Raw genomic sequence first — 26,434 nt, 5'->3', positions numbered from 1 at the left:
ACCCGTTTCGGTTGAGCCGACCGTGCACATCGTGTTTGAGTGGATTCAGCCCCACAACAGGTATCCCGACGAGTAAGGAGTCGACAATGGGTTTCGATGACCTCGCAGGCAAGGCCGGCGACGCGCTGAACAGCGAGAAGGGCGAGGAGCTGAGCGACCAGGGCCTCGACAAGGCCGGTGAGTTCGCCGAAGGCAAGGGCGTCGACGGGGACAAGGTCGACAAGGCTCGCGACTTCGCTGACGACAAGGTCGGTGGCGGCGACGACGGCGGGGACGGCGACAACTGAGCCCTCCCGCAACGCTCGAAGCGTCGCACTGAGCTGCGACGAAGGAGCCTCGAAGTGGGGGCGGATCACCACATGGGTGATCCGCCCCCTTCGTCGTGCTCGGGTGGGATGAGCGGCTACGCGCCGCAGGCAGGCTCCGACGCCTCAACCGGTTCGGGAGCGCCGATGCGCGGCATCCCCAGGGAGACGTTCGGCTTGGCGACGGCGCCCTCGCCTCCCTGGTCCTGCAATGCCGCCCAGGCATCGCCGCCCCTCGTCCGGCGCACCGAGAAGGCGCCACCCTCCAGCGCGGAGTCGGCGACGAGGTGGTGCGGTGCGCCGTAGGTGACGCCGACGGTGACCATGTCGCCCGGACGGGGGCGCTCGGCCTCGGGCAGCCCCTCCGGCAGCGCGAAGTGCACGAGCCGGTTGTCCCGGGATCGACCACTCAGGCGGGCGGTCTCGGAGTCCTTGCGCCCCTCCCCCGTGGCGACGAGCACCTCGAGGTCGCGTCCCTCCTGTGCCCGGTTGCCGGCCCAGGAGATCTCCTCCTGCACCTGGATCAGGCGCTCGTAGCGCTCCTGGACGACCTCCTTGGGCACCTGGTCTGCCATCGTCGCCGCCGGCGTGCCGGGACGGATGGAGTACTGGAAGGTGAAGGCGGAGGAGAATCGCGACTCGCGCACCACGCGCAACGTCTCCTGGAAGTCCTCCTCCGTCTCCCCCGGGAAGCCGACGATGATGTCGGTGGTGATCGCCGCGTCCGGGATCTGCTCGCGCACCCGGTCGAGGATCCCGAGGAACTTCTTCGAGCGGTAGCTGCGACGCATCGCCTTCAGCACCCGGTCCGAGCCCGACTGCAACGGCATGTGCAGGCTCGGCATGACGTTGGGCGTCTGCGCCATCGCGTCGATGACGTCGTCGGTGAAGGCGGCCGGGTGCGGGCTGGTGAAGCGCACCCGCTCCAGCCCCTCGATCTCGCCGCAGGAGCGCAGCAACTTGCCGAAGGCGTACTTGTCGCCGAACTCCACGCCGTAGCTGTTGACGTTCTGCCCCAGCAGGGTCACCTCGACGACGCCCTGGGCGACCAGCGCCTCGAGCTCGGCGAGGATCTCTCCGGGACGGCGGTCCTTCTCCTTGCCGCGCAGGGCCGGGACGATGCAGAACGTGCACGTGTTGTTGCAGCCCACGGAGATCGACGTCCAGCCCGAGTAGGCGGAGTCGCGGCGCGTCGGCAGCGTCGAGGGGAAGGTCTCCAGGGACTCGAGGATCTCGACCTGTGCCTCCTCGTTGTGGCGGGCGCGGTCGAGCAGCGCGGGCAACGAGCCGATGTTGTGCGTGCCGAAGACGACGTCGACCCACGGGGCCTTCTCGACGATCGTCGCGCGGTCCTTCTGCGCCATGCAGCCACCGACGGCGATCTGCAGGTCGGGGTTGCGCTGCTTCAGCGGGCGGAGCATGCCGAGGTTGCCGTAGAGCTTGTTGTCGGCGTTCTCCCGCACCGCGCAGGTGTTGAAGACGACGACATCGGCGACCTCGCCGCGCTCGTCGCTGGGCAGGCTGGCGATGTCGGTGTACCCGGCGGTCTCGAGGAGGCCGGCGAGGCGTTCGGAGTCGTGGACGTTCATCTGGCACCCGTGGGTGCGCACGTCGTAGGTCTTGGGCGTCGCAGTCATGGCAGATCAAGGGTACGTCGGGCGAAGGGGGCGACCACACCCCTCCTTCGAGGTTCCTCCCTCACGCCTCAGGACGACGCTTCGCCCGGACGACGCCGAATGAAAAGGATTCATCACGAAGGCCCGGCAGGTCCCCACGCATGACCTGCGCCACGTTAGGTTGACCGCATGACCGTCACCTCTCCCGACAGCATGACCGCTGCCCGAGGCCAGCCGCTCGTGGTGCTCGACGACGTGCAGAAATGGTTCGGGGACCTCCACGTCCTGCAGGACATCGACCTGACGATCAAACGCGGCGAGGTCGTCGTCGTCATCGGCCCCTCGGGGTCGGGCAAGTCCACCCTGTGCCGCACGATCAACCGCCTCGAGCCGATCGAGGCGGGCACGATCGCCCTCGATGGTGAGAAGCTGCCCCAGGAGGGCAAGGCCCTGGCGCAGCTGCGCGCCGAGGTCGGGATGGTCTTCCAGGGCTTCAACCTCTTCGCCCACAAGACGATCCTGCAGAACGTCACCCTCGGACCGATCAAGGTCCTGGGCAAGAGCAAGGCGGATGCCGAGAGGCGGGCCAAGGAGCTGCTCACCCGCGTCGGCATCGCCGAGCAGGCCGAGAAGTACCCGGCCCAGCTCTCCGGTGGCCAGCAGCAACGCGTCGCCATCGCGCGGGCCCTGGCCATGGACCCGAAGGTGATGCTCTTCGACGAGCCGACCTCGGCGCTGGACCCGGAGATGATCAAGGAGGTCCTCGACGTCATGGTCGACCTCGCCGAGCAGGGCATGACCATGGTCGTCGTCACCCACGAGATGGGCTTCGCTCGCACGGCCGGTGACCGGGTCATCTTCATGGCCGACGGGCGCATCGTCGAGGAGAACACGCCGAACGAGTTCTTCACCAACCCCCAGTCGGATCGCGCCCAGGACTTCCTCGGCAAGATCCTCTAGTACTCACCCCACCCACCACCACAACGCCACACAGCTCGAACGTCGAGCCCGTAGGGAAAGAGGACAACCCATGGCACTGAAGAAGACCAAGGCCTTCGCCACGATGGCCGCCCTGGCGCTGACGTTGGCCGCCTGCGGTGGAGACAGCGGCGGTGACGTCGACGTGGCAGACAGCCCGGAGTTCGACTCGGGCACGACCATGGCCGAGCTCGCCGACTCCGGGAACATCACCATCGGCGTGAAGTTCGACCAGCCCGGGATCGGTTTCATGCCGCCGGGCGCCGATATCCCCGAGGGCTTCGACATCGAGATGGCCAAGATCGTCGCCGGCAAGCTCGGCATCGCGCCGGAGGACGTCACCTGGAAGGAGACGGTCTCCGACAACCGCGAGCCCTTCCTGGAGAACGGCACCGTCGACATCGTCGTCGCGTCCTACTCGATCACCGACGATCGCCGCGGCGTCGTCGGCCAGGCCGGTCCCTACTACGTGACCGGGCAGCAGCTGCTCGTGCGCGAGGAGGACAAGGACAAGATCACCGGTCCCGACGACCTCGAGGGCGTCAAGACGTGCTCCGTGACCGGCTCGACGTCCATCAAGACCGTTACCGAGGAGTACGGTGCGGAGCCGGTACCCTTCGACACCTACTCCGCCTGCGTGACCCAGCTGGAGAACGGGTCGGTCGACGTGGTCACCACCGATGGTTCGATCCTGCTCGGCTATGCCGCCGAGGCGCCGGACGAGCTGGAGGTCGTCGGCGACACCTTCAGCGAGGAGCGCTACGGCGTGGGCTTCTCGAAGGGTGACAACGACATGTGCACTTTCCTCCACGACACCATCCAGGAGTCCTTCGAAGACGGGTCGTGGGCCAAGGCATTCGAGTCCACCCTCGGCAAGTCGGGTGTGGACACGCCGGAGCCGCCGAAGCTGGACGAGGGCTGCAAGGCCTGACCGGTCGACGCATCCGGCTCCCGGGGCCGACGGACACACCACCCGTCGGTCCCGGCTAGCCGCACAGAGACCTCGCCCCATCCCATCCCGAGGCCACGAGAGGACGTCCGTGGGTCCTGATTACTTCTCCGAGCTGATCGCCAGACTCGCTGATGGCTTCTTGGTGACTCTCCGCCTGCTCGGCTGGTCGCTGCTCTTCTCCACCGTCCTCGGCACGGTGCTCGGCGCGATGCGCGTCTCCCCCCTCGCGCCGTTGCGCTTCGTTGGGACGAGCTACGTCAACATCTTCCGCAACACGCCGCTCGTGGTGCTCTTCCTCATCGTGGTCGTCGGTCTGCCCGGGATCGGTTTCCTCCCGGACTTCTTCTGGCGCGCGGTCATCGCACTGTCGACGTACACGGCGGCCTTCGTGTGCGAGTGCGTGCGTTCGGGAGTGAACACGGTCGACCCGGGGCAGGCCGAGGCCGCCCGGTCCATCGGCATGGGCTTCGGTGCCTCACTGCGCTTCGTGGTCCTACCCCAGGCCTTCCGGGCGATCATCCCCCCACTCGTGAGCGTCTACATCGCCCTGACGAAGAACACCTCCGTGGCAGCCGTCTTCGGCATCACCGAGGCGACCTACCAGCTGAGCAACCTGATCAGGGACTTCCCCGGGTCCCTGTGGCTCAACTTCTTCGGCATCGCCCTGGGCTACATCCTCATCGTGGCGGTGCTGTCCACCATCGCGAGCTGGTTCGAGCGTCGCGTGGGGGTGGCCGCATGAGCACCGTCCTCTTCGACACGCCGGGCCCACGGACACTGGCACGGCAGCGGATCTACACCGTGATCGCGGTGCTGGTCATCGCTGCCCTCCTCGCCGCGGCGCTGCGACAGCTGTGGACCAAGGAGATGATCACCCCCGACCAGTGGGAGGCCTTCGGCGAGCCTCGGATCCTCATGGCGCTGCTCGAGGAACTGATCCTGGGCACCCTCGCCGCGGCAGTCGTCGCCATCCTGTTCGCGGTCACGTTCGGGGCCGTCTTCGCTGCAGGGCGCCTGTCCGACCGGGCGTGGATCCGTCTGCCGTCCCGGGCGATCGTCGAGTTCTTCCGGGCCGTGCCGGTGCTGCTGATGATCTTTGTCGCGTACTTCGGCTTCGGCAGCACGCTCGGACTTTTTTGGTCCCTCGTCCTCGCCCTCACGCTCTACAACGGGTCGGTGCTGGCGGAGATCTTCCGCGCCGGGATCCAGGCCGTCCCCACGGGGCAGAGCGAGGCCGCGTACGCCATCGGGATGACGAAGTCCCAGGTCATGGTGCAGATCCTCGCCCCCCAGGCCGTGCGGTCGATGCTGCCGGCCATCATCAGCCAGTGCGTCGTCGCACTGAAGGACACGACCCTCGGCTTCGCCATCGGCGCGCCCGGCATCGTCGACGTCGGGGAACGGATCTACCTCGCCAGGGTGTACAACAACCCGTTCGCGGTGGGCATCGTGCTGGCAGCCGTCTTCATCATCATCAACTACAGCCTCTCGAAGCTCGCCGTGTACCTCGAGAGCCGGATGCGTCAACAGGGCACCAAGGCGCTCCACCTCGTCGACGCCGGGGGAGGTGGCGGCTAGCCACCTGTCGGGCGTTTCAGCCCACGCGCGTGTAGGTGATCTCGAGATCGAGCTCCGCCAGCGGTGACCCGACGAACATGCCCCGGAAGGGCGAGACGTCGTCGTAGTCCCGGCCACGGCCGATGACGACGTGGTCGAGGCCGACCGGGCCCGGGTTGGTCGGGTCGATCGGGTACCAGTCGCCGTCCCACACCTCGACCCAGGCGTGGTTGCGGGCCACGACACTGCTCCCCCGCTCGATCTCCCCGGACTCGTCCGTGACGTAGCCGCTGACGTACCGAGCCGGGATGCCGATGGAGCGCAGCCCGCCGAGGGTGATGTGGGCGAAGTCCTGGCAGACGCCACGGCGCTGCCCCCACACCTCGGCGGCCGTCGACTGCCAGCCGGTGATGCCCGGCTCGTAGGTGAGGGCCTCGTGCACCCGGTCGGCCAGGGCGATAGCCGCTCCCCGCGGGGTGGGCTCGTCGGCGGCCTGCGCCGCGAGCTCGGCCACCTCCGCCGGAGGTGCCGTGCGCGGGGTCTGCGCGAGGAACTCGCTCAGTCGGTCCTGGGTTTCCGCGGATCGCACCACTTCCCAGCCGGTGTCCGGCGCCTCCACCGCCACCTCGGAGCGCTCGACGAGGCTGATGGCCTCGATCTCGAGCACGTCGTGCGGGGTCTGTGCCTCCATCGACATCACTTGGGTGCCCCAGTGGTCCTCGTAGACGTTGCTCCACGTCAGGGGCCGCACGCGGACCCGGGCCTCGAGGGTCGCCTGACCCGGCTCGTCGACCGGGGTCATCCGCAGCTCGTTGTGCGAGGTCGACACCTCGCCCTCGTAGCGCATCGTCGTGTGGTGGACGATGCGGTAGCGCCTGCTGCTCATACGATCTCTCCCGTCCACTCCTGGACCGGCGCCGACATGAAGTAGCGCGCGCCGACCGCGTCCGATGCCGCCATGACGGCCTCCTGGACCTCCTGCATCCGCTCCGGCAGGTCGCGCAGGACCACCTCCGGGTTGCTGAACTCGAGCGAGGTGCGGATGTGCCCGAGGATGCGACGGGCCTCGTCGGAGAATCCGACCCGGTCCTTGTCCGGGGAGAGCACGATCAGCCGGTCCTCCGCCTCCTTCAACGCCGCGATCACCGAGCGCGGGAAGCGCCGGTCGAGCGTGAGGAAGGCCGCGGCAGTCCGGTCGGTGACCACGCCCCGCATGGTGCGCAGCATGGCCTGCTGAGCACCGCAGCTGGCCAGCACGGACCCCCAGGCGGGACCGAAGTCGCTGGCACCCGTGGCGACCAGCCGCGCGGTCATGTCCGCGCGCTCCAGTGCCCGTCCGAGGACGAGGAAGTCCCATGCGTCGTCGTGGCTCATCGTCGTGTCGGCGAGACCTGACACGAGCGCAGCGCGCTCACGCACCCAGCCGAGGTGGTGCTGGGTCGCCCGACCCGGCGTGAAGACGTTCCATCGGTGGTAGGTCGTGTTGATCGTCTCCCACATCTCGGTGGACACCGTCTCGCGGGCCCGGCGGGCGTTCTCCCGGGCCGAGTGCCACGAGCCGGAGATCGCGTTGGGGTTGGCCGCGTCGAAGACGAGCATCCGGCTGGTGCCGGTGTAGTCGACCTCGCCGACGTCGTCGTAGCCCATGATCCCGCGCAGCACCATCGTGCAGGCCGTCTGCTCATCCGTCGCGGGATCATCGAGCAGCTGCAGGCGCAGCGTGTCGACGATCCGGGCGGTGCCATCCGCGCGCTCGACGTACCGGCCGATCCAGAAGAGGGCGTCGGCGATCCGGCTGAGCATCATGACCGGTCCTCCTGGGTCGATGGACTCTCGTTGGGCGCACCAGAGCCGAGGAAGATGACCTCGCCCTCGTCGGACTCCTGCGACAGGCGGTTGTAGCGACCGGCGAGCACCCAGGTGTCCTTCGACCCGCCACCCTGGCTGGAGTTGACGACGAGCTGCCCCTCGGGGAGTGCGACGCGGGTCAGGCCACCGGGCAGCACCGAGACCTCGTCGCCGTCGTTGACCGCGAAGGGCCGCAGGTCGACGTGCCGCGGCTGCAGCGCCCCGTCGATCAGGGTCGGGACCGTCGAGAGCTGGACGACCGGTTGGGCGATCCACCCGCGCGGGTCGTCGAGCAACTTGGTCCGTAGCTCGTCCAGCTCGCCGGGGGCGGCATCGGGACCGACGACCAGCCCTTTACCGCCGGAACCGTCGACCGGCTTGACCACCATCTCGTCGAGACGCCCGATCACGTCCTGGAGTGCCTCCGGCTCGTTGAGCCGGTAGGTGTCGACGTTCGCCAGGATCGGGTCCTCCTCGAGGTAGTACCGCGTCAGGGCCGGGACGTAGGAGTAGACGAGCTTGTCGTCGGCCACGCCGTTGCCGATGGCATTGGCCAGGGTGACCCGGCCGGCTCGGATCGCGGAGACCAGCCCGGTGACCCCGAGCATCGAGTCGCGGCGGAAGTGCACCGGGTCGAGGAAGTCGTCGTCGATGCGTCGGTAGATCACGTCGACCCGCTCCTCGCCGTGGGTGGTGCGCATCCGCACCTCTCCCCCACGCACGACGAGGTCGCGGCCCTCGACGAGCTCCACGCCCATCATCCGCGCGAGGAGCGTGTGCTCGAAGTAGGCGCTGTTGTAGACGCCGGGGGTGAGGACGACGACCGTCGGCTCGGCCGTCCCCTCGGGCGCCGAGGCCCGCAGCGCCTGCAGGAGCATCCGCGGGTAGTCGTGCACCGGGCGGATGCGCATCGTCGCGAAGGCCTCGGGGAAGACATTGGTCATCGCCCTGCGGTTGGCGATGACGTAGGAGACCCCGGAAGGGACCCGGACGTTGTCCTCCAGCACCCGGAAGGTGCCCTCTTCGTCCCGGATGAGGTCGATGCCGCTGACGTGGGCCCGTACACCGTTCGGCGGCCGCAGGCCGGCGACCGCGCGGTGGTAGTGCGCCGAGGTGGCGATGAGCTTCCACGGGATGATGCCGTCCTCGACGGCCCGGGGCAGGCCCTGGGGGCGCGAGTAGATGTCGTCGAGGAATGCCTCGAGAACCTTCACCCGCTGGGCCACTCCGAGCTCCACCGTCTGCCAGGCGTCGGCGTCGATGACGCGCGGCACGGCGTCGAGCGGGAAGGGCCGCTCCTCGCCGGCGTGGTCGAAGGTGACGCCCTGCTCGAAGAACATCCGGGCGAGCGCGTCCGCCCGCTCCTTCAGCTCACCCGGTTCCATCGAGCGCAGCGTGTGGTGGATGGGCTTGTACGGTGCCCGTGGCTCGCCCGACTCATCGAGCATCTCGTCCCAGGCCGCTCGGGGGGCATAGTTGCCGAAGAGAGAGTCGAGATCAGTCACGAGCCCACACTAACGGCGCCGGGCCCCGCCTTGGCCGCGGAGACGGCCACGGACCCGGACCGGTCTGCGCACCGCGCACGAGTCGCGCTCCGGTGGAAGAATCGACAGCGACACAGATCGATGTCCTCATCGTGTCGATCCCACAGCTCGCCGTTCGACGAAGGTGCAGGAGGGCGCACCCGGCGCCCCCGAACAAGCGCAGAACACAGGAGAGTGTCATGAAGTTCATGCTCATCATGCGGGCCACCCAGGCGGCAGTCGACGCCATGGCCGACCTCGACATGGAGACGGTCATCAACGCCATGGGTGCGTACAACGAGAAGATGGTGAAGGCCGGCGTCCTGCTGGCCGGCGACGGGCTGGCCGATGACCCGGAGAACAGTTTCGTCGTCGACTTCGACGCCGACCCCCCTGTGGTCACCGACGGCCCCTACGGCGAGGTCCACGAGCTGTTCAACGGGTTCTGGATGCTGCAGGTCTCGTCGAAGGCGGAGGCGGCCGAGTGGGCCCGGCAGTGCCCCCTCGGCCCCGGCAACAAGTTGGAGGTCCGTCGGGTCACCGACGAGAGCGACTTCGCGGACTTTGCCGACAACGAGTTCCTCCGCAAGGAGGAGGGCTGGCGGCAGGAGCAGGCCGCGCGGACCGCCGGTGGGCCGACTGAGTGACCTCGTCGGCGGAGGTCGCTTCCCGTCTGGAGGCGGTGTGGCGAAGGGAGTCGGCCCGGGTGGTCGGCTCCCTCGCCGCATTCACCGGCGACCTCGGTCAGGCCGAGGACCTGGCGCAGGAAGCCCTGGCGCAGGCGCTCAGCCAGTGGGAACGTGATGGCGTCCCGACCAGCCCGGGTGCGTGGCTGACCGCGGTCGGCAAACGTCGCGCCATCGACGGGTGGCGCCGGCGGGGTCGCCTGGCCGAGCGGGAACGCACCCTCGCCCGCGAGCTCGAGCAGGACCAGCAGGAGAGCACCGTCGCCGACGAATGGGAGCCGATCGACGACGACGTGCTCCGTCTCGTCTTCACCGCCTGTCACCCGGTGCTTTCGCGCGAGGCGCAGATCGCACTCACCCTCACCGTCGTCGCCGGGCTGTCCACCACGGAGATCGCGCGGATGTTCCTCGTGCCGGTCCCGACCGTGCAGCAGCGGATCGTGCGCGCCAAGAAGACCCTCGCGGCGGCGAAGGTACCGTTCGAGGTGCCCGACTCCGCCGAGTGGCAGGCCCGGATGGGCGCGGTCCTGCAGGTGATCTACCTCGTCTTCACCGAGGGCTACGCCCCGACGAGCGGGACCGCCACCCTGCGCCGGGACGTGGCGGGCGAGGCACTCCGTCTGGGGCGGGTGCTCGCGGGGCTGCTCCCCGCCGATCCGGAGGTGTGGGGCCTGGTCGCACTGATGGAGCTGCAGGCCGCGAGGTTCCCTGCACGGGTGTCCCGGGACGGGGCCCCGATCCTGCTCGAGGACCAGGACCGCACCAGGTGGGACCGCAACCAGATCCGCTTGGGCACTGCGGCGCTCGAGCGGTCCGATGCCCTCGGCCGCGGCCGAGGGCCCTACGCCCTGCAAGCGGCCATCGCCGGCTGCCATGCCGTCGCCGCGAGCGTCGCGGACACCGACTGGGACCAGATCGTCAGCCTCTACCAGGCCCTGGAGTCCCTCGGGCGCAATCCGGTCGTGGCCCTCAACCGCGCGATCGCCGTCGCGATGGCCTCGGGTCCCGAGGAAGCACTGGCCATCGTCGACGAGGTGGCTGCGTCCGGTGCACTGGACCGCTCGCACCTCGTGCCCAGTGTCCGGGGCGAGCTGCTCACCCGACTCGGCCACACCGAGGAGGCCCGGCACGCCCTGAAGCAGGCGGTGTCACTCGCCACGAACGACCGTCAACGCGAGCTGCTCGAGTCGAAGGTCGCCGCCGTCAGTCGCGCTGGTGCTCCGGCTGGGCGTCGAGAGCCTCGTTGATGACCAGTCGGGAGACCTCGGGCCCGTATCCCTTGCGGGCGAGCATCCCGGCCAGGCGTCGTGTCTGGACGGCGCGGTCCAGGCCGTGCATCGAGCGCAGCTTCTTCTCGACGAGCTCGTGGGCGCGGGCACGCTCGTCCTCGGGCTCGATCTCGTCGAGGACCGCCTGTGCGAGCTCCTCGTCGACCCCCTTCTTGCGCAGCTCGTGCGAGAGCGCCCGTCGGGCCAGCCCCCGACCGGCCTGCTTGGACCGCACGAACGTCTGGGCGTAGGCCTCGTCGTCGACGAGGCCCACCTCCTCGTAGCGGTCGAGTACCTCGGCAGCGACGTCGTCGGGGCAGCCCTTTCGGCGCAGTGCCTGCTCCAGCTCGGAGCGCGACTTCGGCGCCCCGGTGAGCAACCGCAGGACGACGGCACGAGCGATTGCGTACGGGTCGGCGTCCTCGTCGGTTGCCTTGGGGTCGGGTGGGGGGATCCTTCGAGGCTCACCGGCAGAGCCGATTCGCACCTCAGGGGCCGCGCCCTCGTCGGCGCCTCCACTCTCAATGGCGGAGACCGCCTCGCGCAGCCCTTCGAGGCTCGTCGCTGGCGCTCCTCGCACCTCAGGACGACGCTGCTCAAGCGTGCGCGTGGCGGTCTCCGTGGCGTCGTGATCGCTCATGACCAGCTCAGAAGTCGACCGGAACCTCGGCCGGCTCCGCCGTTGCCTCTTCCTCGACGGGCGCGACACCAATGCCCAGCTTGGTCTTGATCTTGGCCTCGATCTCGTCGGAGAGCTGCGGGTTGTCCTTGAGGAACTTGCGCGCGTTCTCCTTGCCCTGACCGAGCTGGTCGCCCTCGTAGGTGTACCAGGCGCCGGCCTTGCGGACGAAGCCGTGGTCGACGCCCATGTCGATCAGGCCTCCCTCGCGCGAGATGCCCTGCCCGTAGAGGATGTCGAACTCGGCCTGCTTGAACGGCGGGGAGACCTTGTTCTTCACGACCTTGCAGCGGGTGCGGTTGCCGACCGGGTCGGTGCCGTCCTTGAGGGTCTCGATGCGTCGGACGTCCAGGCGGACCGAGGCGTAGAACTTCAGCGCCTTGCCACCCGTGGTCGTCTCGGGCGAGCCGAACATGACACCGATCTTCTCGCGGAGCTGGTTGATGAAGATCGCCGTCGTACCGGACGTGCTGAGCGCACCGGTGATCTTGCGCAGCGCCTGGCTCATCAGGCGGGCCTGCAGACCGACGTGGCTGTCCCCCATCTCGCCCTCGATCTCGGCGCGGGGCACGAGCGCGGCGACGGAGTCGACGACGATGATGTCCAGCGCGCCGGAACGGATGAGCATGTCGGCGATCTCCAGGGCCTGCTCACCGGTGTCCGGCTGGCTGACCAGGAGGGCGTCGGTGTCGACACCGAGCTTCTTCGCGTACTCCGGGTCGAGCGCGTGCTCGGCGTCGATGAAGGCCGCGATGCCGCCGCCCTTCTGCGCATTGGCCACGGCGTGCAGGGCGACGGTCGTCTTGCCGGAGGACTCCGGGCCGTAGATCTCGACGACACGACCGCGGGGCAGGCCGCCGATACCGAGGGCGACGTCGAGGGAGATCGACCCCGTCGGGATGGTCGCGATCGGAGGGCGCACGTCATCGCCGAGGCGCATGACCGCACCCTTGCCGTGTGCCTTCTCGATCTGCCCCATGACGCTGTCGAGGGACTTCAGCTTCTGCTCGTGCTGCTTGCTGTCGATGGTCGTGACCTCAGCCATGCCACACCTTCCTTGTCATCGTGTCGGGCGCGCCCACCGGCGACCGGATCCGCACTGTCGGACGTCTCGTGCTTGTCTGGTCAGACGCTAGGAGCCACCACCGACAACGGTCCGCAGCTGCCGTGGGGCTGTGGACACCGGTGCTGTCGGATGAGCACCTGTGTACGACGCTACCCGAACACGTGTTCGAGGTTGGGAGCGGCGCGCCGACACGCCGCACCGGATGCCGCGAGCGTGCGGCTACTCCCCCGACAACGCGAGCCGGGCGACCGTCTCGTACCGGGGCCGACGCCTCGGCCCCTCCCCCAGGTGCGAGGCGATGAGCTCGATCTCGCGCACCCGCCACCGGGACGAGGAGAAGGTGTCGAGCACGCGCAGCCACTTCGTCGCCTCGATCGAGCGCTTCAGGCGGGCCAGGGACAGATGGGGGACGAAGGCCTTGCCGTCGGGGGTCGCGCCCGAGACGTTCGCCGCAGCCCGCGCCCCGGTCGCCAACCTCGTGAGCGACTCCCCCGCCACCTCGTCGACGCCGAGCCACAGCACCTTGGCCCGGGACGGCTCGGGGAAGCACCCGGCGCCCCCGAGCACCACGTCGAAGGGCGTGACCCGCGCCGCCGCCACGCCGAGGTGATCCACGAACTCGTCCTCGCGTGCGTCGGGCACCGAGGCCAGGAAGGCGAGCGTCAGGTGCCACTGCGAGGGGTCGATCCACGGCATCCCCTCCCGGGGAGCCAGGAAGTCGGCCAGCTCGTCGAGCACGTCCTGCGGCGGCACCACCGCGACGAACATCCGCTGTCCCACCCGCCCAGACTGCCACGCTCCCGGGCGCTCAGGAGGGCCTCGCCCACGAGAGGCGGGGCCGGCTCACTCCGAGGGCTCGTTCGCGATCCGAGGCGGGACCGGCATGGGCGCCCGGTCGATGCCGAGGCGCCGGTGCTCGGGGATGTCGAGGTCCTCGCACAGGGACTCCCAGACGGTGCGGGGTGACATGCCCTCCGCCAACGCGGCGGCTGCGGTGCGGTCCCCGAGGGCGTGCACGACGTGACCCCGGGCGAGCGTGTCGGCGTAGGCCGCACCGAACTCGTCCGTCATGAGGGTCCAGAATCGACTCACGCGCACCCGCACAGGCTAGTTGCTGTCGAGAGTGTCGGTGACAGGCGGCATACTGCAGCCACGACGACGAAGGAGGACGCCGCATGGGGCGCCCGACGACCCGGTGGCACATGCCCGCCGAGTGGCAGACGCACGAGCAGACGTGGATGGCCTGGCCGAGCCACGGCTACACGCTCGGCGACACCGAGGCGGAGGCCGATGAGGCACGGCGTACGTGGGCGAACGTCGCCCGTGCGGTGGCCGCCTTCGAGCCGGTGACCCTGGTCGTCCAACCGCGCGACATCCACGAGTGCCGTGAGTACCTGCGCAACGATACCGCCCACCCGATCGACATCGTCCTGGCCGATCTCGACGATGCCTGGATGCGCGATATCGGCCCGACATTCGTTCTCGGCCCCCAGGGGGAGCTCGGCGGGGTCGACTGGGTCTTCAACGGCTGGGGCGCCCAGGCTTGGGCCTCGTGGGAGCACGACGCCCGGGTCGCCGCGCAGGTGGCGGACGCCTCGGGAGCCCACCACCTCCCTTCGCCCATCGTCAACGAGGGTGGCGGACTGCACGTCGATGGCCGGGGCACGGTCCTGCTCACCGAGACCGTCCAGCTCGACCCCGGCCGCAACCCCGGCGCGACGAAAGCGGACATCGAGGCGGAGGTCGGCCCGCTGCTGGGTGTGGACACCTTCATCTGGTTGCCGCGCGGCCTGACGCGCGACTACGACGAGTTCGGCACCCGAGGGCACGTCGACATCGTCGCGACCTTCACCGAGCCGGGACGTGTCCTGCTGCACTGGCAGGAGGACGAGTCGCACCCGGACCACGCGGTCTGCCGCGAGCTGGAGCAGGTACTGCTCGCCGCGAGCGACTCGGCCGGGCGCTCCCTGCAGGTCACCCGCATCCCCGCGCCCACCGCGCTGACCGACGAGGAGGGACCGGTCGACTGGTCCTACGTCAACCACCTCGTGTGCAACGGCGGCGTCGTCGCGTGCGTCTTCGACGACCCCAACGACGAGCGTGCGCTGCAGGTGCTGCGCGAGGTCTACCCCGGCCGCGAGATCGTCGGCGTCGACGCCCGTCCTCTCTTCGACCGAGGTGGCGGCATCCACTGCATCACCCAGCAGGAGCCGTTGTCCGCATGAGAACCGATCTGCTCGCCTACGTGCCCGCGGCGGTGACGACAACCGTGGCGGCGATGGCCGGACGGGACCGTATCCACCTGGTCAGCAAGCTGGCTCTCGCCCCGACGCTCGCGGCCGGCGTCGCCGCGACCCGGTCGACGCGTCCGCGCGGACGCACGACGACACTGCTCGCCGCGCTCGGCGGCTCCCTCGTCGGCGACTGGTTCATGTACCGCTCGGGCCAGACCGAGGGAGCGACCTCCCGGCAGCAGATGCGGCTGGGCGCGAGCGCCTTCGCCGTCCAGCAGGTGGGGCTGATCCGCACGTTGCTGCGCGACGGTGCGCGGCCGCAACCGGTCCCGTCGGCGGCTGCGGCAGGGGTGATGGGCGTGCTCGCAGTGCTCGACTCCGACGGCGGCGGCCTCCCCGACCCCGTCCTGGGCGGGTACGGCGTGCTCCTGGGCTCGATGTCGGCACTGGCCATGGGCGAAGGGGGCCCACCGCGGCCTCGTCGCGGGGTCGCCCTGGGCGGGGCCCTCTTCCTGCTCTCCGACGCGGCGATCATCGTCGGCCAGCAGTACGCGACCACACCCCGACGGCGGATGGTCGCCGACGGCGTCATCCTCTCGACGTACACGGCGGCCCTGGCGTTGCTGGTGCACGGCCTGCGCGATTGAGAGGTAGCGGGGAGCCGGCTTCGTTGTTACCTTCCAGTAATGAGCCTCCATCCGCTGCCCAAGTACACCCCCGCCCTGCGTGGCCGTCGCGTCCTGATCACCGGCGCGGCCCGGGGCATCGGCGCCGCGACCGCCGACCTGCTGACCGCCCACGGGGCGCGCGTGGCCGTGATGGGCCTCGAGCCCGACCTCCTCGCCGGTGTTGCCGCGCGCAACAACGCCCCATGGCGTGAGTGCGACGTCGCCGATCCGGGCGCCGTGGACCGGGCGGTCGAGGATCTGGTGACCGAGCTCGGCGGTCTCGACGTCGTCATCGCCAATGCCGGTATCGCCAAGCAGCTGCCGCTCATCGGCGGGCAGCCGGGCGTGATGGAGGCCCACCTGCGGGTCAACACTCTCGGCACCTTCTACACCCTGCGCGCCGCTGGTCCGCACATCAGCCACCCGTCCGGGTACGCCCTGGCCACCGCGTCCTTGGGCGGGGCCGTGCACGTGCCCCTGCTGGGGGCCTACAGCGCGAGCAAGGCCGCGGTCGAGGCCATCGGCAACACGCTGCGCCAGGAGATCAGGCCGAGCGGGGCGAAGGTCGGGGTCGCCTACTACTCCGAGCTGGAGACCGACATGACCGAGCGGGGTTTCGCCACCAAGGCCGGCGAGAAGCTCACCGGCGGTGGCACCGTCAGCGGTGTCGCGCCCATCGAGGCCGGCCTGCGCGCCCTCGAGCGCGGCATCGCCCGGCGCAGCCGGCGGATCACTGCCCCGGCCTGGGTCGCGCCGGTCGTGCCGCTGCGCCATGTCGCACAGCGGGTCATCGAGCTCAAGCCCCTGCCCGATCTCGAGGAGTCGCTCGAGATCGCCCGCACGGAGCAGATCGGCTACACCACCGAACAGCCGAGTACCGGGCCCGCGACGCTCGGGTCGGGCGAGTCGGCATGACTGCGCGGATCGCCCCGGGCGGCCTGAAGGACCTCGGCCCGATCCGCTGGGGGTTCTCCCGGGCCGCAGGCAAGGTCACGGGCACCGAGCCACCGGCGATCTTCACCACCCTCGGCCGCACCAAAGGGCTGTTCACCGGCTGGCTGCACTTCGCCGGTCGGCTGATGCCCTTCGGCTCGCTGCAGCGTCGGGAGTCGGAGATGGTCATCCTCACCGTCGCGACGCAGCGGGCGTGCGAGTACGAGCGGGAGCACCACCGCCTGCTCGGAAGGCGCGCCGGCCTGACCTCCACCGAGATCGAGGGGATCCTCGCCGACGAGGTCGTCGAGTCGCTGAGCCCGCGCGAGCGAGTGCTCCGCGAGAGCGCCCGAACCCTCGTGCGGGCCAAGGACCTCGATGACGAGCAGTGGGCGGCCTTGCGGCGCATGACCACCGAGCGCGAGGCGATCGAGCTGCTCCTGCTCGTCGGCCACTACGACATGCTCGCGACGACGTTGATGACGCTACGTCTGGAGCCTGACCAGCACCGGTGACCGTTGGGCTGGTCCTTCTCCGGCCCGGCCCGTCAGGAGGTTGTCCACCGGAAGGTCGCGAGACCTCGGCGTGTCGGCACCCGAGCGCCTATCGTGGGGACATGACAGCGATCGATCTGGAACGCAAGGTGCGTCAGCACGACAACGACATCTCTGCCGTCTACACGATGATCGCTGACATCCAGAACACCCAGCGGCGCCACACCAACCGCTTCGACGAGTTGACCGAGGACGTCGGGTCACTCGACGGACGCATGTCCTCTCTTGAGAAGCGCACGTCCTCGCTGGAGGCAAAGGTCGACTCGCTCACCGGCAAGGTCGAGTCTCTCGAGGGCAAGGTCAACTCTGTGGACGGCAAGCTCGATCAGGTGCTGGACCTGCTGAGGCGCTGAGTCGGCTCGACCACCGCGGGACAGCGACGCTGTCGGCGGTCGGTGGCAGGCTGACCCCGACATGACCGACGACGTCCTCGACCGCTTCTCCCCTGCCACCGCTGCGTGGTTCGGGAGCAATTTCGCCGCGCCCACCGCGGCGCAGGAGGGCGCGTGGCGGGCGGTCAGCGCCGGCTCCCACGCACTCGTCGTCGCCCCGACCGGCTCGGGCAAGACCCTCTCGGCCTTCCTCTGGGCGCTGGACCGACTCGCCTCGCAGCCACGTCCGCAGGAGCCGCTGCGGCGCTGCCGGGTCCTCTACATCTCCCCGCTGAAGGCCCTGGCAGTCGACGTCGAGCGCAACCTGCGCTCCCCGCTCGTCGGCATCGGCCACGCGGCCGACCGCCTCGGTCTGGCCGCCCCCGAGGTCAGCGTCTCCGTGCGCTCCGGTGACACCCCGGCGAAAGAGCGCCGGGCCTTCGCCAAGGCCCCCAGCGACGTCCTCATCACGACCCCCGAGTCGCTCTTCCTCATGCTCACCTCCGGGGCGCGCGATGCGCTCGCGGGGGTCGAGACCGTCATCGTCGACGAGATCCACGCCCTGGCCGGCACGAAGCGCGGCGCCCACCTGGCACTCTCACTCGAGCGGCTCGATGCCCTGCTGGACCGGCCTGCCCAGCGAATCGGGCTGTCGGCCACCGTGCGACCGACTCAGGAGGTCGGCCGCTTCCTCACCGGCGGTCGTCCCGTCGAGATCGTCGCGCCGACCTCGCACAAGCAGTGGCAGCTCGACGTCGTCGTCCCCGTCGCCGACCTCACCGAGCTCGGCGGGTCCACCGGGGACCTCAGCGGTGCTGCCGCGAGCGAGCCGCAGCGCACCTCGATCTGGCCACACGTCGAGGAGCGGGTCGTCGACCTCGTCTCGCAGCACCGCACGACGCTCGTCTTCGTCAACTCGCGTCGGGTCGCCGAGCGCCTCACCGGACGGCTGAACGAGATCTGGCACGAACGCACCGCTCCGGCCGAGGATTCCCCGCCACCGAGTCGTCCGCCGGCCGAGATGATGGCCCAGGCCGGGTCCGACGCAGGCGCGCCGGCGGTCCTCGCCCGCGCCCACCACGGCTCGGTGAGCAAGGAAGCACGCGCCGAGATCGAGGAGGACCTGAAGTCCGGGCGCCTGCCCTGCGTCGTCGCCACCTCCAGCCTCGAGCTCGGCATCGACATGGGTGCGATCGATCTCGTCATCCAGATCGAGTCACCCCCCTCGGTGGCCTCCGGCCTGCAACGGGTGGGCCGCGCCGGGCACCAGGTCGGCGCCGTCAGCCACGGCGTCGTCGTCCCCAAGTTCCGCGGCGATCTCGTCCAGTCCGCCGTCGTCGTGGAGCGCATGCGCGAGGGCGCCATCGAGGCCCTGAGCGTCCCGGCCAATCCGCTCGACGTCCTCGCCCAGCAGGTCGTGGCGATGTGTGCCCTCGACGACTGGCAGGTCGATGACGTGGGCGAGCTGGTGCGGCGGGCCGCCCCCTTCGCGTCGCTGCCGGAGAGCCTGCTGCACGCGACCCTCGACATGCTCGCCGGGCGCTACCCCTCCGAGGACTTCGCCGAGCTGCGCCCGCGCATCACCTGGGACCGGGTCGCCGGCACCGTCGTCGGCCGCCGTGGCGCACAACGGCTGGCGGTGACCAGCGGCGGCACGATCCCCGACCGTGGCCTGTACGGCGTCTTCCTCGCCAGCGGGGACGGTCCCGGTCGTCGGGTGGGTGAGCTCGACGAGGAGATGGTCTACGAGTCACGTGTCGGCGACGTCTTCACCCTCGGCACGAGCAGCTGGCGGATCGAGGACATCACCCACGACCAGGTCCTCGTCACGCCGGCACCGGGCCAGCCGGGCAAGCTGCCGTTCTGGCACGGCGACCAGATCGGGCGTCCGGCCGAGCTGGGCAGAGCCGTCGGCGCCTTCGTCCGTGAGGTCTGCGGCCTGGACGCGAAGGGGGCGACCGCCCGCCTGTCCGAGGCCGGGCTGGACCCGTGGGCGGCGGATAACCTCCTGCAGTACCTCGCTGAGCAGCGCGAGGCGACCGGTCTGCTGCCCGATGACCGCACGATCGTCGTCGAGCGCTTCCGCGACGAGATCGGTGACTGGCGGATGGCGGTCCACTCCCCCTTCGGCGCGCAGGTGCACGCGCCGTGGGCGCTGGCGGTCTCCGCGCGGATGCGCGAGCGCTTCGGCGTCGACGTGCAGGCGATGCACGGTGACGACGGGATCATGCTGCGTCTGCCGGATGTGGAGTTCGGGGACGAGACGGGGCTGCACGCAAGCGAGCTGCTCGACCTGATCACCCTGGATCCGGCCGACGTCGACACCCTCGTCACCGACGAGATCGGGGGTTCGGCGCTCTTCGCGGCGCGGTTCCGAGAGTGCGCAGCCCGCGCCCTGCTGCTCCCCCGCCGACGTCCGGACAAACGCCAACCGTTGTGGCAGCAGCGCCAGCGCGCTGCCTCCCTGCTGCAGGTCGCCAGCGGGCACTCCGACTTCCCGATCGTGCTCGAGGCAGTGCGTGAGTGCGTCCAGGACGTCTTCGACGTACCCTCCCTGACCGAGCTGATGACCGCGATCACGCGACGACGGGTCACGCTCGTCGACGTCGAGAGCCCGCGGCCTTCCCCCTTCGCCACGTCCTTGATGTTCGGCTACGTCGCGCAGTTCCTCTACGAGGGCGATTCGCCGTTGGCCGAGCGGCGCGCTGCCGCCCTCACCCTCGACCCGACGCTGCTGGCCGACCTGCTCGGGCGCGGTGAGCAGCTCTCCCTGGCCGACCTGCTCGATCCCCGGGCCGTGGAACGCACTGCGGCCGAGCTGCAGCACCTCGTGCCCGCGCGTGCCGCGCGGGATGCTGATGACCTCTCCGACCTCGTCCGGGTCCTCGGCCCGCTGGGGCTCGCCGCTCTCGTCGAGCGCAGCGTCCCCGAGCTCGATGAGCCGTCCGTTCGTTCGGCCCTGGCCGCGCTCGAAGCGGCTCGCCAGGTCATCCGTGTCCCGGTCGCGGGCGAGGAGCGGTGGGCGAGTATCGACGACGCCGCCCGCCTGCGGGACGCCCTCGGTGTCTCCCTTCCCGCTGGTCTACCGGGCACCGCACTCGAGCCCGTCGCCGACCCGTTCGGCGGCCTCGTCACCCGCTACGCCCGCACGCACGTGCCCTTCGCCGCCACGGACCTCGCCGAGCACTACGGCATCTCCCGGGCCGTCGCCGTCGATGCCCTGCGCCGGCTCGTCCACGCGGGGCGGCTCGCCGAGGGCGACCTGTTGCCGGTCGAGTGCGGGGGCCGAGGTGGCGAGTTCTGTGATGTCGAGGTGCTGCGGACCCTGCGTCGGCGCTCGCTCGCGGCGCTCCGCCACGAGGTGGAGCCGGTGGAGCCACGGCAATACGCTCGCTTCCTCACGGCGTGGCAAGGCATGGGGAGGAGGATGCGCGGGCGCGATGGCGTGCTCCGCGTCGTCGAGCAGCTCAGCGGTGTCCTGCTCCCGGCCAGTGCGCTCGAGGCGCTCGTGCTGCCGGCGCGCGTCGACGACCCGGTCGCACCGTTGCTCGACGACCTCATGAGCAGCGGTGAGGTGCTCTGGGCCGGGCACGGACCGCTGCCCGGCGACGACGCCTGGGTCAGCCTGCACCTCGCGGACGGGGCGGCGGCGACCCTGCCCGTGCCCACGAGTGACGACCTGACCGAGCTGGAACGGGCCGTGCACACGGTGCTGGGAAGCGGGGGTGCGTACTTCTTCCGGGACATCGCCGACGCGGTCGCACGAGCCGAGGTCGAGCACGCAGGTGGCGGCTCGCCCCGGAGTCCGGCGACCGATGACGAGCTGGCCGACGCACTGTGGTCCCTCGTCCACCGTGGGTTGGTCACCGGCGACACCCTGGCCCCGGTCCGCGGCCTCCTCGCCGGTGGTCGCTCGGCGCACCGCGCTCCCCGTCGCCCGATGAGTCGCAGCCGGTACGGGGGTCGCCCCCGCCTGGGCAGGTCAGGAGTCCCGAGCCGTAGCGGACCGCCGCGTGTGGCCGGCCGCTGGTCTCTCCTGCCCGCCGCCGAGACCGATCCGACGATCCGCGTGCACGCAGCCGCCGAGGGACTGCTCGACCGGTATGGCGTGGTCACCCGCGGAGCCGTCGTCGCGGAGGAAGTCACGGGCGGATTCGCAGCGATCCACCGGGTGCTCAGCGTGGCTGAAGAAGCCGGACAGGTGCGCCGCGGGTACTTCGTCGAGGGGCTGGGTGCGTCCCAGTTCGCCGTGCCGGGCGCAGTGGACGAGGTCCGGTCGACCCGTGCGAGCCAGGAGGCGCTCGTCCTCGCCGCCACCGACCCGGCCAACGCCTGGGGAGCCGCCCTGCGGTGGCCCGAGCGCTCTGCGGACCGGTCCGGGCACCAGCCCGGGCGCAAGGCCGGTGCACTCGTCGTCATCGTGGACGGGGAGATCGTCCTCTACGTCGAGCGCGGAGGTCGCACCCTGCTGACCTGGGGTGATGACCCGGGGGTGCTGGGAACTGCGGCGCAGGGGCTCGCCGATGCCGTGCGCCGTGGTGCCCTCGGCCGGATCACGGTGCACAAGGCCGACGGCACGCCGGTTCTGGGCTCCACCGATCCGCTCGCGCTCGCGCTGACCGACGCCGGCTTCACGATGACCCCGCGCGGGTTGCGACTGCGGCCGACCGGGGGTCGCTGACCGTGCCCGAGGGTGACACCGTCCGGCGCTCAGCGCAGCGTCTGGGACAGGCGCTCGCCGGGGCGCAGCTGACGCTCGTCGACATACGCTGGAGCACCACCGGGGAGGACCCGGTGCGCGACGCACGGGTCGAGGAGGTCGTCGCCCGGGGCAAGCACCTGCTCCACCGCTTCGACAGCGGATGGACCCTCCACACGCACCTGCGGATGGAGGGGGCCTGGCGCATCGAGGCGAGCAACTCACCGGCGGCGATACGGTACCTGCGTCGTGCGGACCTACGCGTGGCCCTCGGGACCGCGTCGTGGACGACCCTGGGCCTGCGCCTCGGGGAGGTCGACCTCGTGCGCAGGGAGGACGAGCACCGGCTCGTCGCGCACCTCGGGCCCGATGTGCTCGGCCCGGACTGGGACGTGGCGGCCGCCGTCGCGCGCCTGTCCGCGGCTACGAACGACACGCTGGCCTCGGCTCTGCTCGACCAACGCAACCTGGCGGGGGTCGGTACCTTCTGGGCCAGCGAGGCGCTCTTCGCCCAACGGTTGCACCCGTGGCAACCCGTGGGGCAACTCACGCTCCCCGAGCTCACCGCCCTCGTGGAGCGGGTACACGCACTGATGGGTCGCGGCTTCGACCTGGCGATGCAGTCCTCGACCGGCGAGCGCCGCTCCGATCGCCGGAGCTTCGTCCACGGTCGCGTCGCTCGCCCGTGCCGACGGTGCGGCTCGACCATCCGGGTGGCCCCATTGGCCGTGGGTGGACAAGAACGCGCCTTCTTCTCGTGCCCCGGCTGCCAAGGGGGACTGGCACCCGCCGATGACGGGCGGGATCAGCCGCCCTTGGGCCACCGTCGTCAGTGAGGCCCGACCGGATGGTCAGGCTGCGGAGACGACCGTCTCGTCGCGGTTGGCCACGGGTAGTGCGACCGGGGCACTCGCACGCTCGGCACGGTCGGCCCGCAGGGCGATCTCGGAGAAGACGACGGACATCGGCAGGTCCAGCGCCTGGCAGATGGAGGCGACGAGCTCCGAGCTCGCTTCCTTCTCACCGCGCTCGACCTCGCTGAGGTAGCCGAGGGAGACCGAGGCCCTGGCGGACACGTCCCGCAGGGTGCTCCCCCGGGCACGCCGGGCACTGCGGAGCACGTCGCCGAGCTCTTCTCTCAACAGCACCATCGGGGCCCACCTCCTCATGTCCTTCGTCACGCTCCACCGTACATCGGGCCACCGTCAGCAGACAGGGCGACCTCGTGACCGAGAACGAGCGCGGCCAGGACGGCATCGGTACGCACCTGCGGCCGGTCTCCGGTCAACGCCAACACGCGCGTTGTCACTCCCGTGGGAGCCGCGCACGCCAGCCACACGGTTCCGGCCGGGTGGCCCTCGCTCGGGCCCGGTCCGGCGACCCCGGTCGTCGCCAGGGCGACGTCCACCCCGAGCACGCGGCGCGCGCCCAGGGCCATCTGTGCGGCGACCTCCTGGGCGACCGTGCCGACGCGCTCGACAAGCTCCGCCGGGACACCCAGAACGTCGATCTTCACACCAGGGTCGTAGGCCACCACGGAGCCGCGGAAGACCTGCGATGCGCCGGCGACCGCGACGAACGTCGCCGCGAGGAGGCCCCCGGTCAGCGACTCGGCAGTGCCGAGCGACCAGCCCCGAGCAGTCAGACCCTCCAGCAGGCGGCCGGCCTCGGTGTGCGGCTCAGTGGCCACCGTTCGCCTTGCGGTCGCGCTTCATCCGGGCCCGCTCGCTCGTCGTGCGCAGAGTCAGCGCCTTGATCACGTAGTCGACCCCAGTCGCGATCGTCACGACGAGCGCGGCGAGGAGGACGCCTCCGGCCAACAGGCGGAAGAAGTCCTCTGCGGGGAAGGTCTGCAGTGGCATGACGAACAGGCCGATCGCCACACCCTGCAGGACGGTCTTGATCTTGCCGCCACGGCTGGCCGGCATGACCCCGTGGCGGATGACCCAGAAGCGCAGGGCGGTGATACCGAGCTCGCGGGCGAGGATGACGATGGTGATCCACCACGGGATCTCGTCGATCATCGCCAGGGAGATGAAGCCGGCCCCCGTGAGCGCCTTGTCGGCGATCGGGTCGGCGACCTTGCCGAAGGTGGTGACGAGCCCCTTGGCCCGCGCCAGGTCGCCGTCGATGCGGTCGGTGATGATCGCGACGGCGAAGACACCCCACGCCCACCAGCGCGAGCTCGTGTCGTCACCGCCGTAGCGCAGCACCAGCCAGACGAAGACGGGCACGAGCAGGATGCGCAGGACCGTCAGGGCGTTGGGCAGGTTCCACGGGCTCGGCTCGGGCGTCGTGGTGCTCGGGTCGGCCGACGGGGACGGCTCGTTGCTCATGCCGACACCTCCGCGATGAGGTCGATCCCCTCGGTGTCGACGACCGTCGCGGTGACGAGCGTGCCCGGCCTGAGCGCGTCGACCGCTCCGGTGAGCACGGTCGCGCCATCGATGTCCGGGCCCTGGTGGTCGGCCCGTCCGACGGTCTCACCGGTTTCCTCGTCGATCTCCTCCACGAGCACGGTGATGCTCTCCCCGATGCGCTCCTCGGCGCGCTGGGCGGTCAGCTCCTCGGCGAGGCGCGTGATCCGCTCGACCCGCTCGGCGATCACGTCGGGCTCGACCTTGTCGGTGAGTCCCTCGCCCTCGGTGCCGTCCTCGTCGGAGTAGCCGAAGACGCCGACGACGTCCAGGCGTGCCTCGACGAGGAAGCGCTCGAGCTCGGCCACGTCCGCCTCGCTCTCGCCGGGGAAGCCGAGGATGACATTGGAGCGGATCCCGGCCTCCGGCTGGCGCTCGCGCACCGAGCGGATCAGCTCGAGGAAGGAGTCGGTGTCACCGAAGCGACGCATCCGGCGCAGGAGCGGTCCCGAGGCGTGCTGGAAGGAGATGTCGTACCAGGGCACGACACCGGGCGTGGCGGCCATCGCGCGCAGCAGGCCGGGACGGATCTCCGCGGGCTGCAGGTAGGACACGCGGACCCGCTCGACGCCCTCGATGGCGACGAGCTCGGGCAGCAGCTGCTCCAGCAGGTCGAGGTCGCCGAGGTCCTTGCCGTAGGACGTGGAGTTCTCGCTGACGAGGAAGAGCTCGCGCACGCCCTGGGAGGCCAGCCATCTCCCTTCGGCCACGACGTCGTTCGGCCGGCGGGAGACGAAGGCTCCACGGAACGTGGGGATGGCGCAGAAGGAGCACCGGCGGTCGCAGCCGGAGGCGATCTTCAGCGGGGCCCACGGCCGGTCGTCCAGGCGGGCACGCGGCAGGTCGTTCGCACCGTGCCCCGGCACGGCGACATCGGCCGTAGCGGCCTCCCGCTCGACCGGCGAGATCGGCAGCAGCTGGCGTCGGTCACCGGGCGTGTGGGCCTCGGGCGCGTGCCCGTCGAGGACGGCGCGCAGGTGGTTGGACATGTCGGTGTAGGAGTCGAATCCCAGGACGGCATCGGCCTCGGGCAGCTCGTCGGCGAGCTCCTTGCCGTAGCGCTCGGCGAGGCACCCGACGGCCACGACCTTCTGCGTCCGACCGTGCTCGCGCAGGTCGCCCGCCTCGAGGATCGCGTCGATCGAGTCCTTCTTGGCCTGCTCGATGAAGCCGCAGGTGTTGACGACGGCCACATCGGCCATAGCGGCATCGTCGACAAGGGTCCAGCCCTCGGCGGTCAACCGCCCGGCGAGTTCCTCGGAATCAACTTCATTGCGCGTGCACCCGAGGGTGACGAGAGCGACGCTACGGGGCACGGACATGCCCTCCACTGTATGTGGCCCGCGCCCGTGCTCGGTCCCCAACCGTGGTCAATTGCGCGCTCGCATCACCGTCAGGGCCACCAGGCGGGAGATGACCATGGCCACGTAGAGCACGCCGGTCAGCTGCTCGATGATCGTCGCGGCACGGGCGTGGGGCTCGACCGGGACGATGTCCGAGAGGCCGACGCTGGTGAGGTTGGCCCCGGAGAAATACAGCAGTTCCAGGAAGGAGCGCTGCGGACCTCCGCCGTCGCCGGCCATGAATGAGCCGGGGGCCATCGTCTGGATGGCGACGTAGAGATAGGCAAAGGCGAAGAGCAGCACGGTGAAGGCTGCGGCGACGGCGAAGAACTCGTCCTTGGTCACCCACGTGTCGGCGAACATGTACGACACCAGGCCGTAGGCGACGTAGACGTAGAAGATCGCCAGCAGCAGGTGTGCAACGAAAGTCACCGTGGTGTTCGAGGGGTCGACGACCGACCACACCTCCAGGACATAGGCCGGAAAGCCGATGAGCAGGGCCAGCCAGGTCAGCGCCGGAGTCGAACGCACGGTCCAGACACCGAAGGTCACCGCGAGCAACGACATGCCGGCGATGGCGGCCCGCCCCCAGGACTCCGACTCCACCCACGGCAGCAGGGCTATCGCGAAGAGCTGGACGAAGACGAGCACCGCCGACGGCTGCTTGCGGATGACTGCCGCCCAGTAGTGCGCGCCCGTCGGACGGCTGTCGAGCTCGTACCAAGCCTTCGTCATGC

At 70.2% G+C, this 26,434-nt stretch carries 27 protein-coding genes; 14 read left to right on the top strand and 13 right to left on the bottom strand.

All coding sequences use genetic code 11. From position 1 onward, the window contains the following. Positions 1-86: 86 nt before the first annotated feature. Positions 87-287 (top strand): Rv0909 family putative TA system antitoxin, encoded by a 201-nt coding sequence (locus BJY20_RS13890; RefSeq protein WP_185992071.1) that lies wholly within the window; start codon positions 87-89, stop codon positions 285-287. A 116-nt stretch (positions 288-403) separates the two neighbouring features. Here BJY20_RS13890 and miaB read toward each other — a convergent pair whose 3' ends face one another. Beyond that, the gene (gene miaB / locus BJY20_RS13885) at positions 404-1,942 is read right to left on the bottom strand and encodes a tRNA (N6-isopentenyl adenosine(37)-C2)-methylthiotransferase MiaB (protein WP_185992070.1); all 1,539 of its coding nucleotides are present in this window, start codon (positions 1,940-1,942) and stop codon (positions 404-406) included. 192 nt (positions 1,943-2,134) lie between these two features. Here miaB and BJY20_RS13880 point away from each other — a divergent pair, with 192 nt between their 5' ends. The 4 genes from BJY20_RS13880 to BJY20_RS13865 all read left to right on the top strand — a co-directional run bounded on the left by BJY20_RS13880 (position 2,135) and on the right by BJY20_RS13865 (position 5,429). Continuing rightward, positions 2,135-2,881, top strand: a complete 747-nt coding sequence (locus BJY20_RS13880; protein ID WP_185992630.1) for an amino acid ABC transporter ATP-binding protein — start codon at positions 2,135-2,137, stop codon at positions 2,879-2,881. 70 nt (positions 2,882-2,951) lie between these two features. Continuing rightward, the gene (locus BJY20_RS13875; protein WP_185992069.1) at positions 2,952-3,830 is read left to right on the top strand and encodes a glutamate ABC transporter substrate-binding protein; all 879 of its coding nucleotides are present in this window, start codon (positions 2,952-2,954) and stop codon (positions 3,828-3,830) included. 109 nt (positions 3,831-3,939) lie between these two features. Continuing rightward, positions 3,940-4,593 (top strand): amino acid ABC transporter permease, encoded by a 654-nt coding sequence (locus BJY20_RS13870; RefSeq protein ID WP_343062910.1) that lies wholly within the window; start codon positions 3,940-3,942, stop codon positions 4,591-4,593. Further along, positions 4,590-5,429, top strand: a complete 840-nt coding sequence (locus tag BJY20_RS13865) for an amino acid ABC transporter permease (protein WP_221935335.1) — start codon at positions 4,590-4,592, stop codon at positions 5,427-5,429. The genes BJY20_RS13870 and BJY20_RS13865 overlap by 4 nt, the downstream gene beginning before the upstream one ends. A gap of 16 nt (positions 5,430-5,445) precedes the next feature. Here BJY20_RS13865 and BJY20_RS13860 read toward each other — a convergent pair whose 3' ends face one another. From BJY20_RS13860 to BJY20_RS13850, 3 genes are read right to left on the bottom strand one after another with little or no spacing between them, the layout of a single operon-like run. Further along, positions 5,446-6,294 (bottom strand): transglutaminase family protein, encoded by an 849-nt coding sequence (locus BJY20_RS13860; protein WP_185992068.1) that lies wholly within the window; start codon positions 6,292-6,294, stop codon positions 5,446-5,448. Next, positions 6,291-7,214 carry an alpha-E domain-containing protein gene (locus tag BJY20_RS13855; protein ID WP_425484155.1) on the bottom strand — a complete coding sequence of 308 codons (924 nt, stop codon included), beginning with the start codon at positions 7,212-7,214 and terminating at the stop codon, positions 6,291-6,293. The genes BJY20_RS13860 and BJY20_RS13855 overlap by 4 nt, the downstream gene beginning before the upstream one ends. Beyond that, a complete protein-coding gene (locus tag BJY20_RS13850; RefSeq protein ID WP_185992626.1) occupies positions 7,211-8,704 on the bottom strand; it encodes a circularly permuted type 2 ATP-grasp protein in 1,494 nt (497 codons plus the stop codon). The genes BJY20_RS13855 and BJY20_RS13850 overlap by 4 nt, the downstream gene beginning before the upstream one ends. Positions 8,705-8,979: 275 nt before the next feature. Between BJY20_RS13850 and BJY20_RS13845 the strand changes: the two genes are divergently transcribed. After that, entirely contained in the window at positions 8,980-9,426 is a 447-nt protein-coding gene (locus BJY20_RS13845) for a YciI family protein (RefSeq protein WP_185992067.1), read from the top strand. Next, positions 9,423-10,712, top strand: coding sequence for a sigma-70 family RNA polymerase sigma factor (locus tag BJY20_RS13840; RefSeq protein WP_185992066.1), 1,290 nt, complete (start codon positions 9,423-9,425; stop codon positions 10,710-10,712). The genes BJY20_RS13845 and BJY20_RS13840 overlap by 4 nt, the downstream gene beginning before the upstream one ends. Here the strand turns inward: BJY20_RS13840 and BJY20_RS16180 are convergent. The 4 genes from BJY20_RS16180 to BJY20_RS13820 all read right to left on the bottom strand — a co-directional run bounded on the left by BJY20_RS16180 (position 10,669) and on the right by BJY20_RS13820 (position 13,570). After that, on the bottom strand, positions 10,669-11,373 hold the full coding sequence (locus BJY20_RS16180; RefSeq protein ID WP_246297163.1) for a regulatory protein RecX: 705 nt from the start codon (positions 11,371-11,373) through the stop codon (positions 10,669-10,671). The two genes, BJY20_RS13840 and BJY20_RS16180, sit on opposite strands and share 44 nt — an antisense overlap. 7 nt (positions 11,374-11,380) lie before the next feature. Continuing rightward, positions 11,381-12,457, bottom strand: coding sequence for a recombinase RecA (gene recA, locus BJY20_RS13830; RefSeq protein ID WP_185992065.1), 1,077 nt, complete (start codon positions 12,455-12,457; stop codon positions 11,381-11,383). Between the two features lie 240 nt (positions 12,458-12,697). Further along, on the bottom strand, positions 12,698-13,258 hold the full coding sequence (thpR, locus tag BJY20_RS13825) for an RNA 2',3'-cyclic phosphodiesterase (RefSeq protein WP_343062909.1): 561 nt from the start codon (positions 13,256-13,258) through the stop codon (positions 12,698-12,700). Positions 13,259-13,321: 63 nt separating this feature from the next. Further along, positions 13,322-13,570: a DUF3046 domain-containing protein gene (locus tag BJY20_RS13820; RefSeq protein WP_343062907.1), complete on the bottom strand. Its 249-nt coding sequence runs from the start codon at positions 13,568-13,570 to the stop codon at positions 13,322-13,324. 83 nt (positions 13,571-13,653) lie between these two features. On the opposite strand from BJY20_RS13820, the gene BJY20_RS13815 reads away from it, so the two are divergent. The 7 genes from BJY20_RS13815 to BJY20_RS13785 all read left to right on the top strand — a co-directional run bounded on the left by BJY20_RS13815 (position 13,654) and on the right by BJY20_RS13785 (position 22,773). Next, on the top strand, positions 13,654-14,703 hold the full coding sequence (locus tag BJY20_RS13815; protein WP_185992063.1) for an agmatine deiminase family protein: 1,050 nt from the start codon (positions 13,654-13,656) through the stop codon (positions 14,701-14,703). Beyond that, positions 14,700-15,359, top strand: a complete 660-nt coding sequence (locus tag BJY20_RS13810) for a lysoplasmalogenase family protein (protein ID WP_185992062.1) — start codon at positions 14,700-14,702, stop codon at positions 15,357-15,359. The genes BJY20_RS13815 and BJY20_RS13810 overlap by 4 nt, the downstream gene beginning before the upstream one ends. A gap of 39 nt (positions 15,360-15,398) precedes the next feature. Further along, positions 15,399-16,295 carry an SDR family NAD(P)-dependent oxidoreductase gene (locus tag BJY20_RS13805; protein ID WP_185992061.1) on the top strand — a complete coding sequence of 299 codons (897 nt, stop codon included), beginning with the start codon at positions 15,399-15,401 and terminating at the stop codon, positions 16,293-16,295. Continuing rightward, complete coding sequence (locus BJY20_RS13800) at positions 16,292-16,828, top strand: carboxymuconolactone decarboxylase family protein (protein WP_185992060.1); 537 nt, start codon at positions 16,292-16,294, stop codon at positions 16,826-16,828. Before BJY20_RS13805 ends, BJY20_RS13800 begins: the two co-directional genes overlap by 4 nt. Positions 16,829-16,929: 101 nt before the next feature. Beyond that, entirely contained in the window at positions 16,930-17,220 is a 291-nt protein-coding gene (locus BJY20_RS13795) for a DUF7310 family coiled-coil domain-containing protein (protein ID WP_185992059.1), read from the top strand. 61 nt (positions 17,221-17,281) lie between these two features. Beyond that, positions 17,282-21,919 (top strand): ATP-dependent helicase, encoded by a 4,638-nt coding sequence (locus BJY20_RS13790; protein WP_185992058.1) that lies wholly within the window; start codon positions 17,282-17,284, stop codon positions 21,917-21,919. 2 nt (positions 21,920-21,921) lie between these two features. Continuing rightward, entirely contained in the window at positions 21,922-22,773 is an 852-nt protein-coding gene (locus BJY20_RS13785; RefSeq protein ID WP_185992057.1) for a DNA-formamidopyrimidine glycosylase family protein, read from the top strand. 15 nt (positions 22,774-22,788) lie between these two features. Here BJY20_RS13785 and BJY20_RS13780 read toward each other — a convergent pair whose 3' ends face one another. The 5 genes from BJY20_RS13780 to BJY20_RS13760 are packed head-to-tail and all read right to left on the bottom strand — an operon-like array spanning position 22,789 to position 26,432. After that, positions 22,789-23,088, bottom strand: coding sequence for a helix-turn-helix domain-containing protein (locus tag BJY20_RS13780; RefSeq protein ID WP_185992056.1), 300 nt, complete (start codon positions 23,086-23,088; stop codon positions 22,789-22,791). Positions 23,089-23,114: 26 nt separating this feature from the next. Continuing rightward, positions 23,115-23,627: a nicotinamide-nucleotide amidohydrolase family protein gene (locus BJY20_RS13775; protein WP_185992055.1), complete on the bottom strand. Its 513-nt coding sequence runs from the start codon at positions 23,625-23,627 to the stop codon at positions 23,115-23,117. Beyond that, positions 23,617-24,273, bottom strand: a complete 657-nt coding sequence (gene pgsA / locus BJY20_RS13770; protein WP_185992054.1) for a CDP-diacylglycerol--glycerol-3-phosphate 3-phosphatidyltransferase — start codon at positions 24,271-24,273, stop codon at positions 23,617-23,619. The genes BJY20_RS13775 and pgsA overlap by 11 nt, the downstream gene beginning before the upstream one ends. Continuing rightward, the gene (gene rimO, locus BJY20_RS13765) at positions 24,270-25,676 is read right to left on the bottom strand and encodes a 30S ribosomal protein S12 methylthiotransferase RimO (protein WP_185992053.1); all 1,407 of its coding nucleotides are present in this window, start codon (positions 25,674-25,676) and stop codon (positions 24,270-24,272) included. The genes pgsA and rimO overlap by 4 nt, the downstream gene beginning before the upstream one ends. A gap of 48 nt (positions 25,677-25,724) precedes the next feature. Beyond that, the gene (locus tag BJY20_RS13760) at positions 25,725-26,432 is read right to left on the bottom strand and encodes a potassium channel family protein (protein WP_185992052.1); all 708 of its coding nucleotides are present in this window, start codon (positions 26,430-26,432) and stop codon (positions 25,725-25,727) included. Positions 26,433-26,434 lie beyond the last annotated feature (2 nt).

This window comes from Janibacter cremeus (genome assembly GCF_013409205.1).
Lineage (GTDB): Bacteria > Actinomycetota > Actinomycetes > Actinomycetales > Dermatophilaceae > Janibacter > Janibacter cremeus.
The sequence above is the reverse complement of the archived record's forward strand: the minus strand, read 5'-3'. Positions and strand labels throughout refer to the sequence as shown.

Coding starts and splice junctions, on each gene's coding strand:
- BJY20_RS13890 (WP_185992071.1), top strand. CDS start 87: ATGGGTTTCGATGACCTCGCAGGCAAGGCCGGCGACGCGCTGAACAGC.
- BJY20_RS13850 (WP_185992626.1), bottom strand. CDS start 8,704: ATGCTCGATGAGTCGGGCGAGCCACGGGCACCGTACAAGCCCATCCAC.
- BJY20_RS13805 (WP_185992061.1), top strand. CDS start 15,399: ATGAGCCTCCATCCGCTGCCCAAGTACACCCCCGCCCTGCGTGGCCGT.
- BJY20_RS13760 (WP_185992052.1), bottom strand. CDS start 26,432: ATGACGAAGGCTTGGTACGAGCTCGACAGCCGTCCGACGGGCGCGCAC.
- BJY20_RS13815 (WP_185992063.1), top strand. CDS start 13,654: ATGGGGCGCCCGACGACCCGGTGGCACATGCCCGCCGAGTGGCAGACG.
- BJY20_RS13875 (WP_185992069.1), top strand. CDS start 2,952: ATGGCACTGAAGAAGACCAAGGCCTTCGCCACGATGGCCGCCCTGGCG.
- BJY20_RS13780 (WP_185992056.1), bottom strand. CDS start 23,088: ATGGTGCTGTTGAGAGAAGAGCTCGGCGACGTGCTCCGCAGTGCCCGG.
- BJY20_RS13845 (WP_185992067.1), top strand. CDS start 8,980: ATGAAGTTCATGCTCATCATGCGGGCCACCCAGGCGGCAGTCGACGCC.
- BJY20_RS13865 (WP_221935335.1), top strand. CDS start 4,590: ATGAGCACCGTCCTCTTCGACACGCCGGGCCCACGGACACTGGCACGG.
- BJY20_RS13800 (WP_185992060.1), top strand. CDS start 16,292: ATGACTGCGCGGATCGCCCCGGGCGGCCTGAAGGACCTCGGCCCGATC.
- BJY20_RS13855 (WP_425484155.1), bottom strand. CDS start 7,214: ATGATGCTCAGCCGGATCGCCGACGCCCTCTTCTGGATCGGCCGGTAC.
- pgsA (WP_185992054.1), bottom strand. CDS start 24,273: ATGAGCAACGAGCCGTCCCCGTCGGCCGACCCGAGCACCACGACGCCC.
- recA (WP_185992065.1), bottom strand. CDS start 12,457: ATGGCTGAGGTCACGACCATCGACAGCAAGCAGCACGAGCAGAAGCTG.
- BJY20_RS13790 (WP_185992058.1), top strand. CDS start 17,282: ATGACCGACGACGTCCTCGACCGCTTCTCCCCTGCCACCGCTGCGTGG.
- miaB (WP_185992070.1), bottom strand. CDS start 1,942: ATGACTGCGACGCCCAAGACCTACGACGTGCGCACCCACGGGTGCCAG.
- BJY20_RS13860 (WP_185992068.1), bottom strand. CDS start 6,294: ATGAGCAGCAGGCGCTACCGCATCGTCCACCACACGACGATGCGCTAC.
- BJY20_RS13810 (WP_185992062.1), top strand. CDS start 14,700: ATGAGAACCGATCTGCTCGCCTACGTGCCCGCGGCGGTGACGACAACC.
- BJY20_RS16180 (WP_246297163.1), bottom strand. CDS start 11,373: ATGAGCGATCACGACGCCACGGAGACCGCCACGCGCACGCTTGAGCAG.
- BJY20_RS13795 (WP_185992059.1), top strand. CDS start 16,930: ATGACAGCGATCGATCTGGAACGCAAGGTGCGTCAGCACGACAACGAC.
- rimO (WP_185992053.1), bottom strand. CDS start 25,676: ATGTCCGTGCCCCGTAGCGTCGCTCTCGTCACCCTCGGGTGCACGCGC.
- BJY20_RS13880 (WP_185992630.1), top strand. CDS start 2,135: ATGACCGCTGCCCGAGGCCAGCCGCTCGTGGTGCTCGACGACGTGCAG.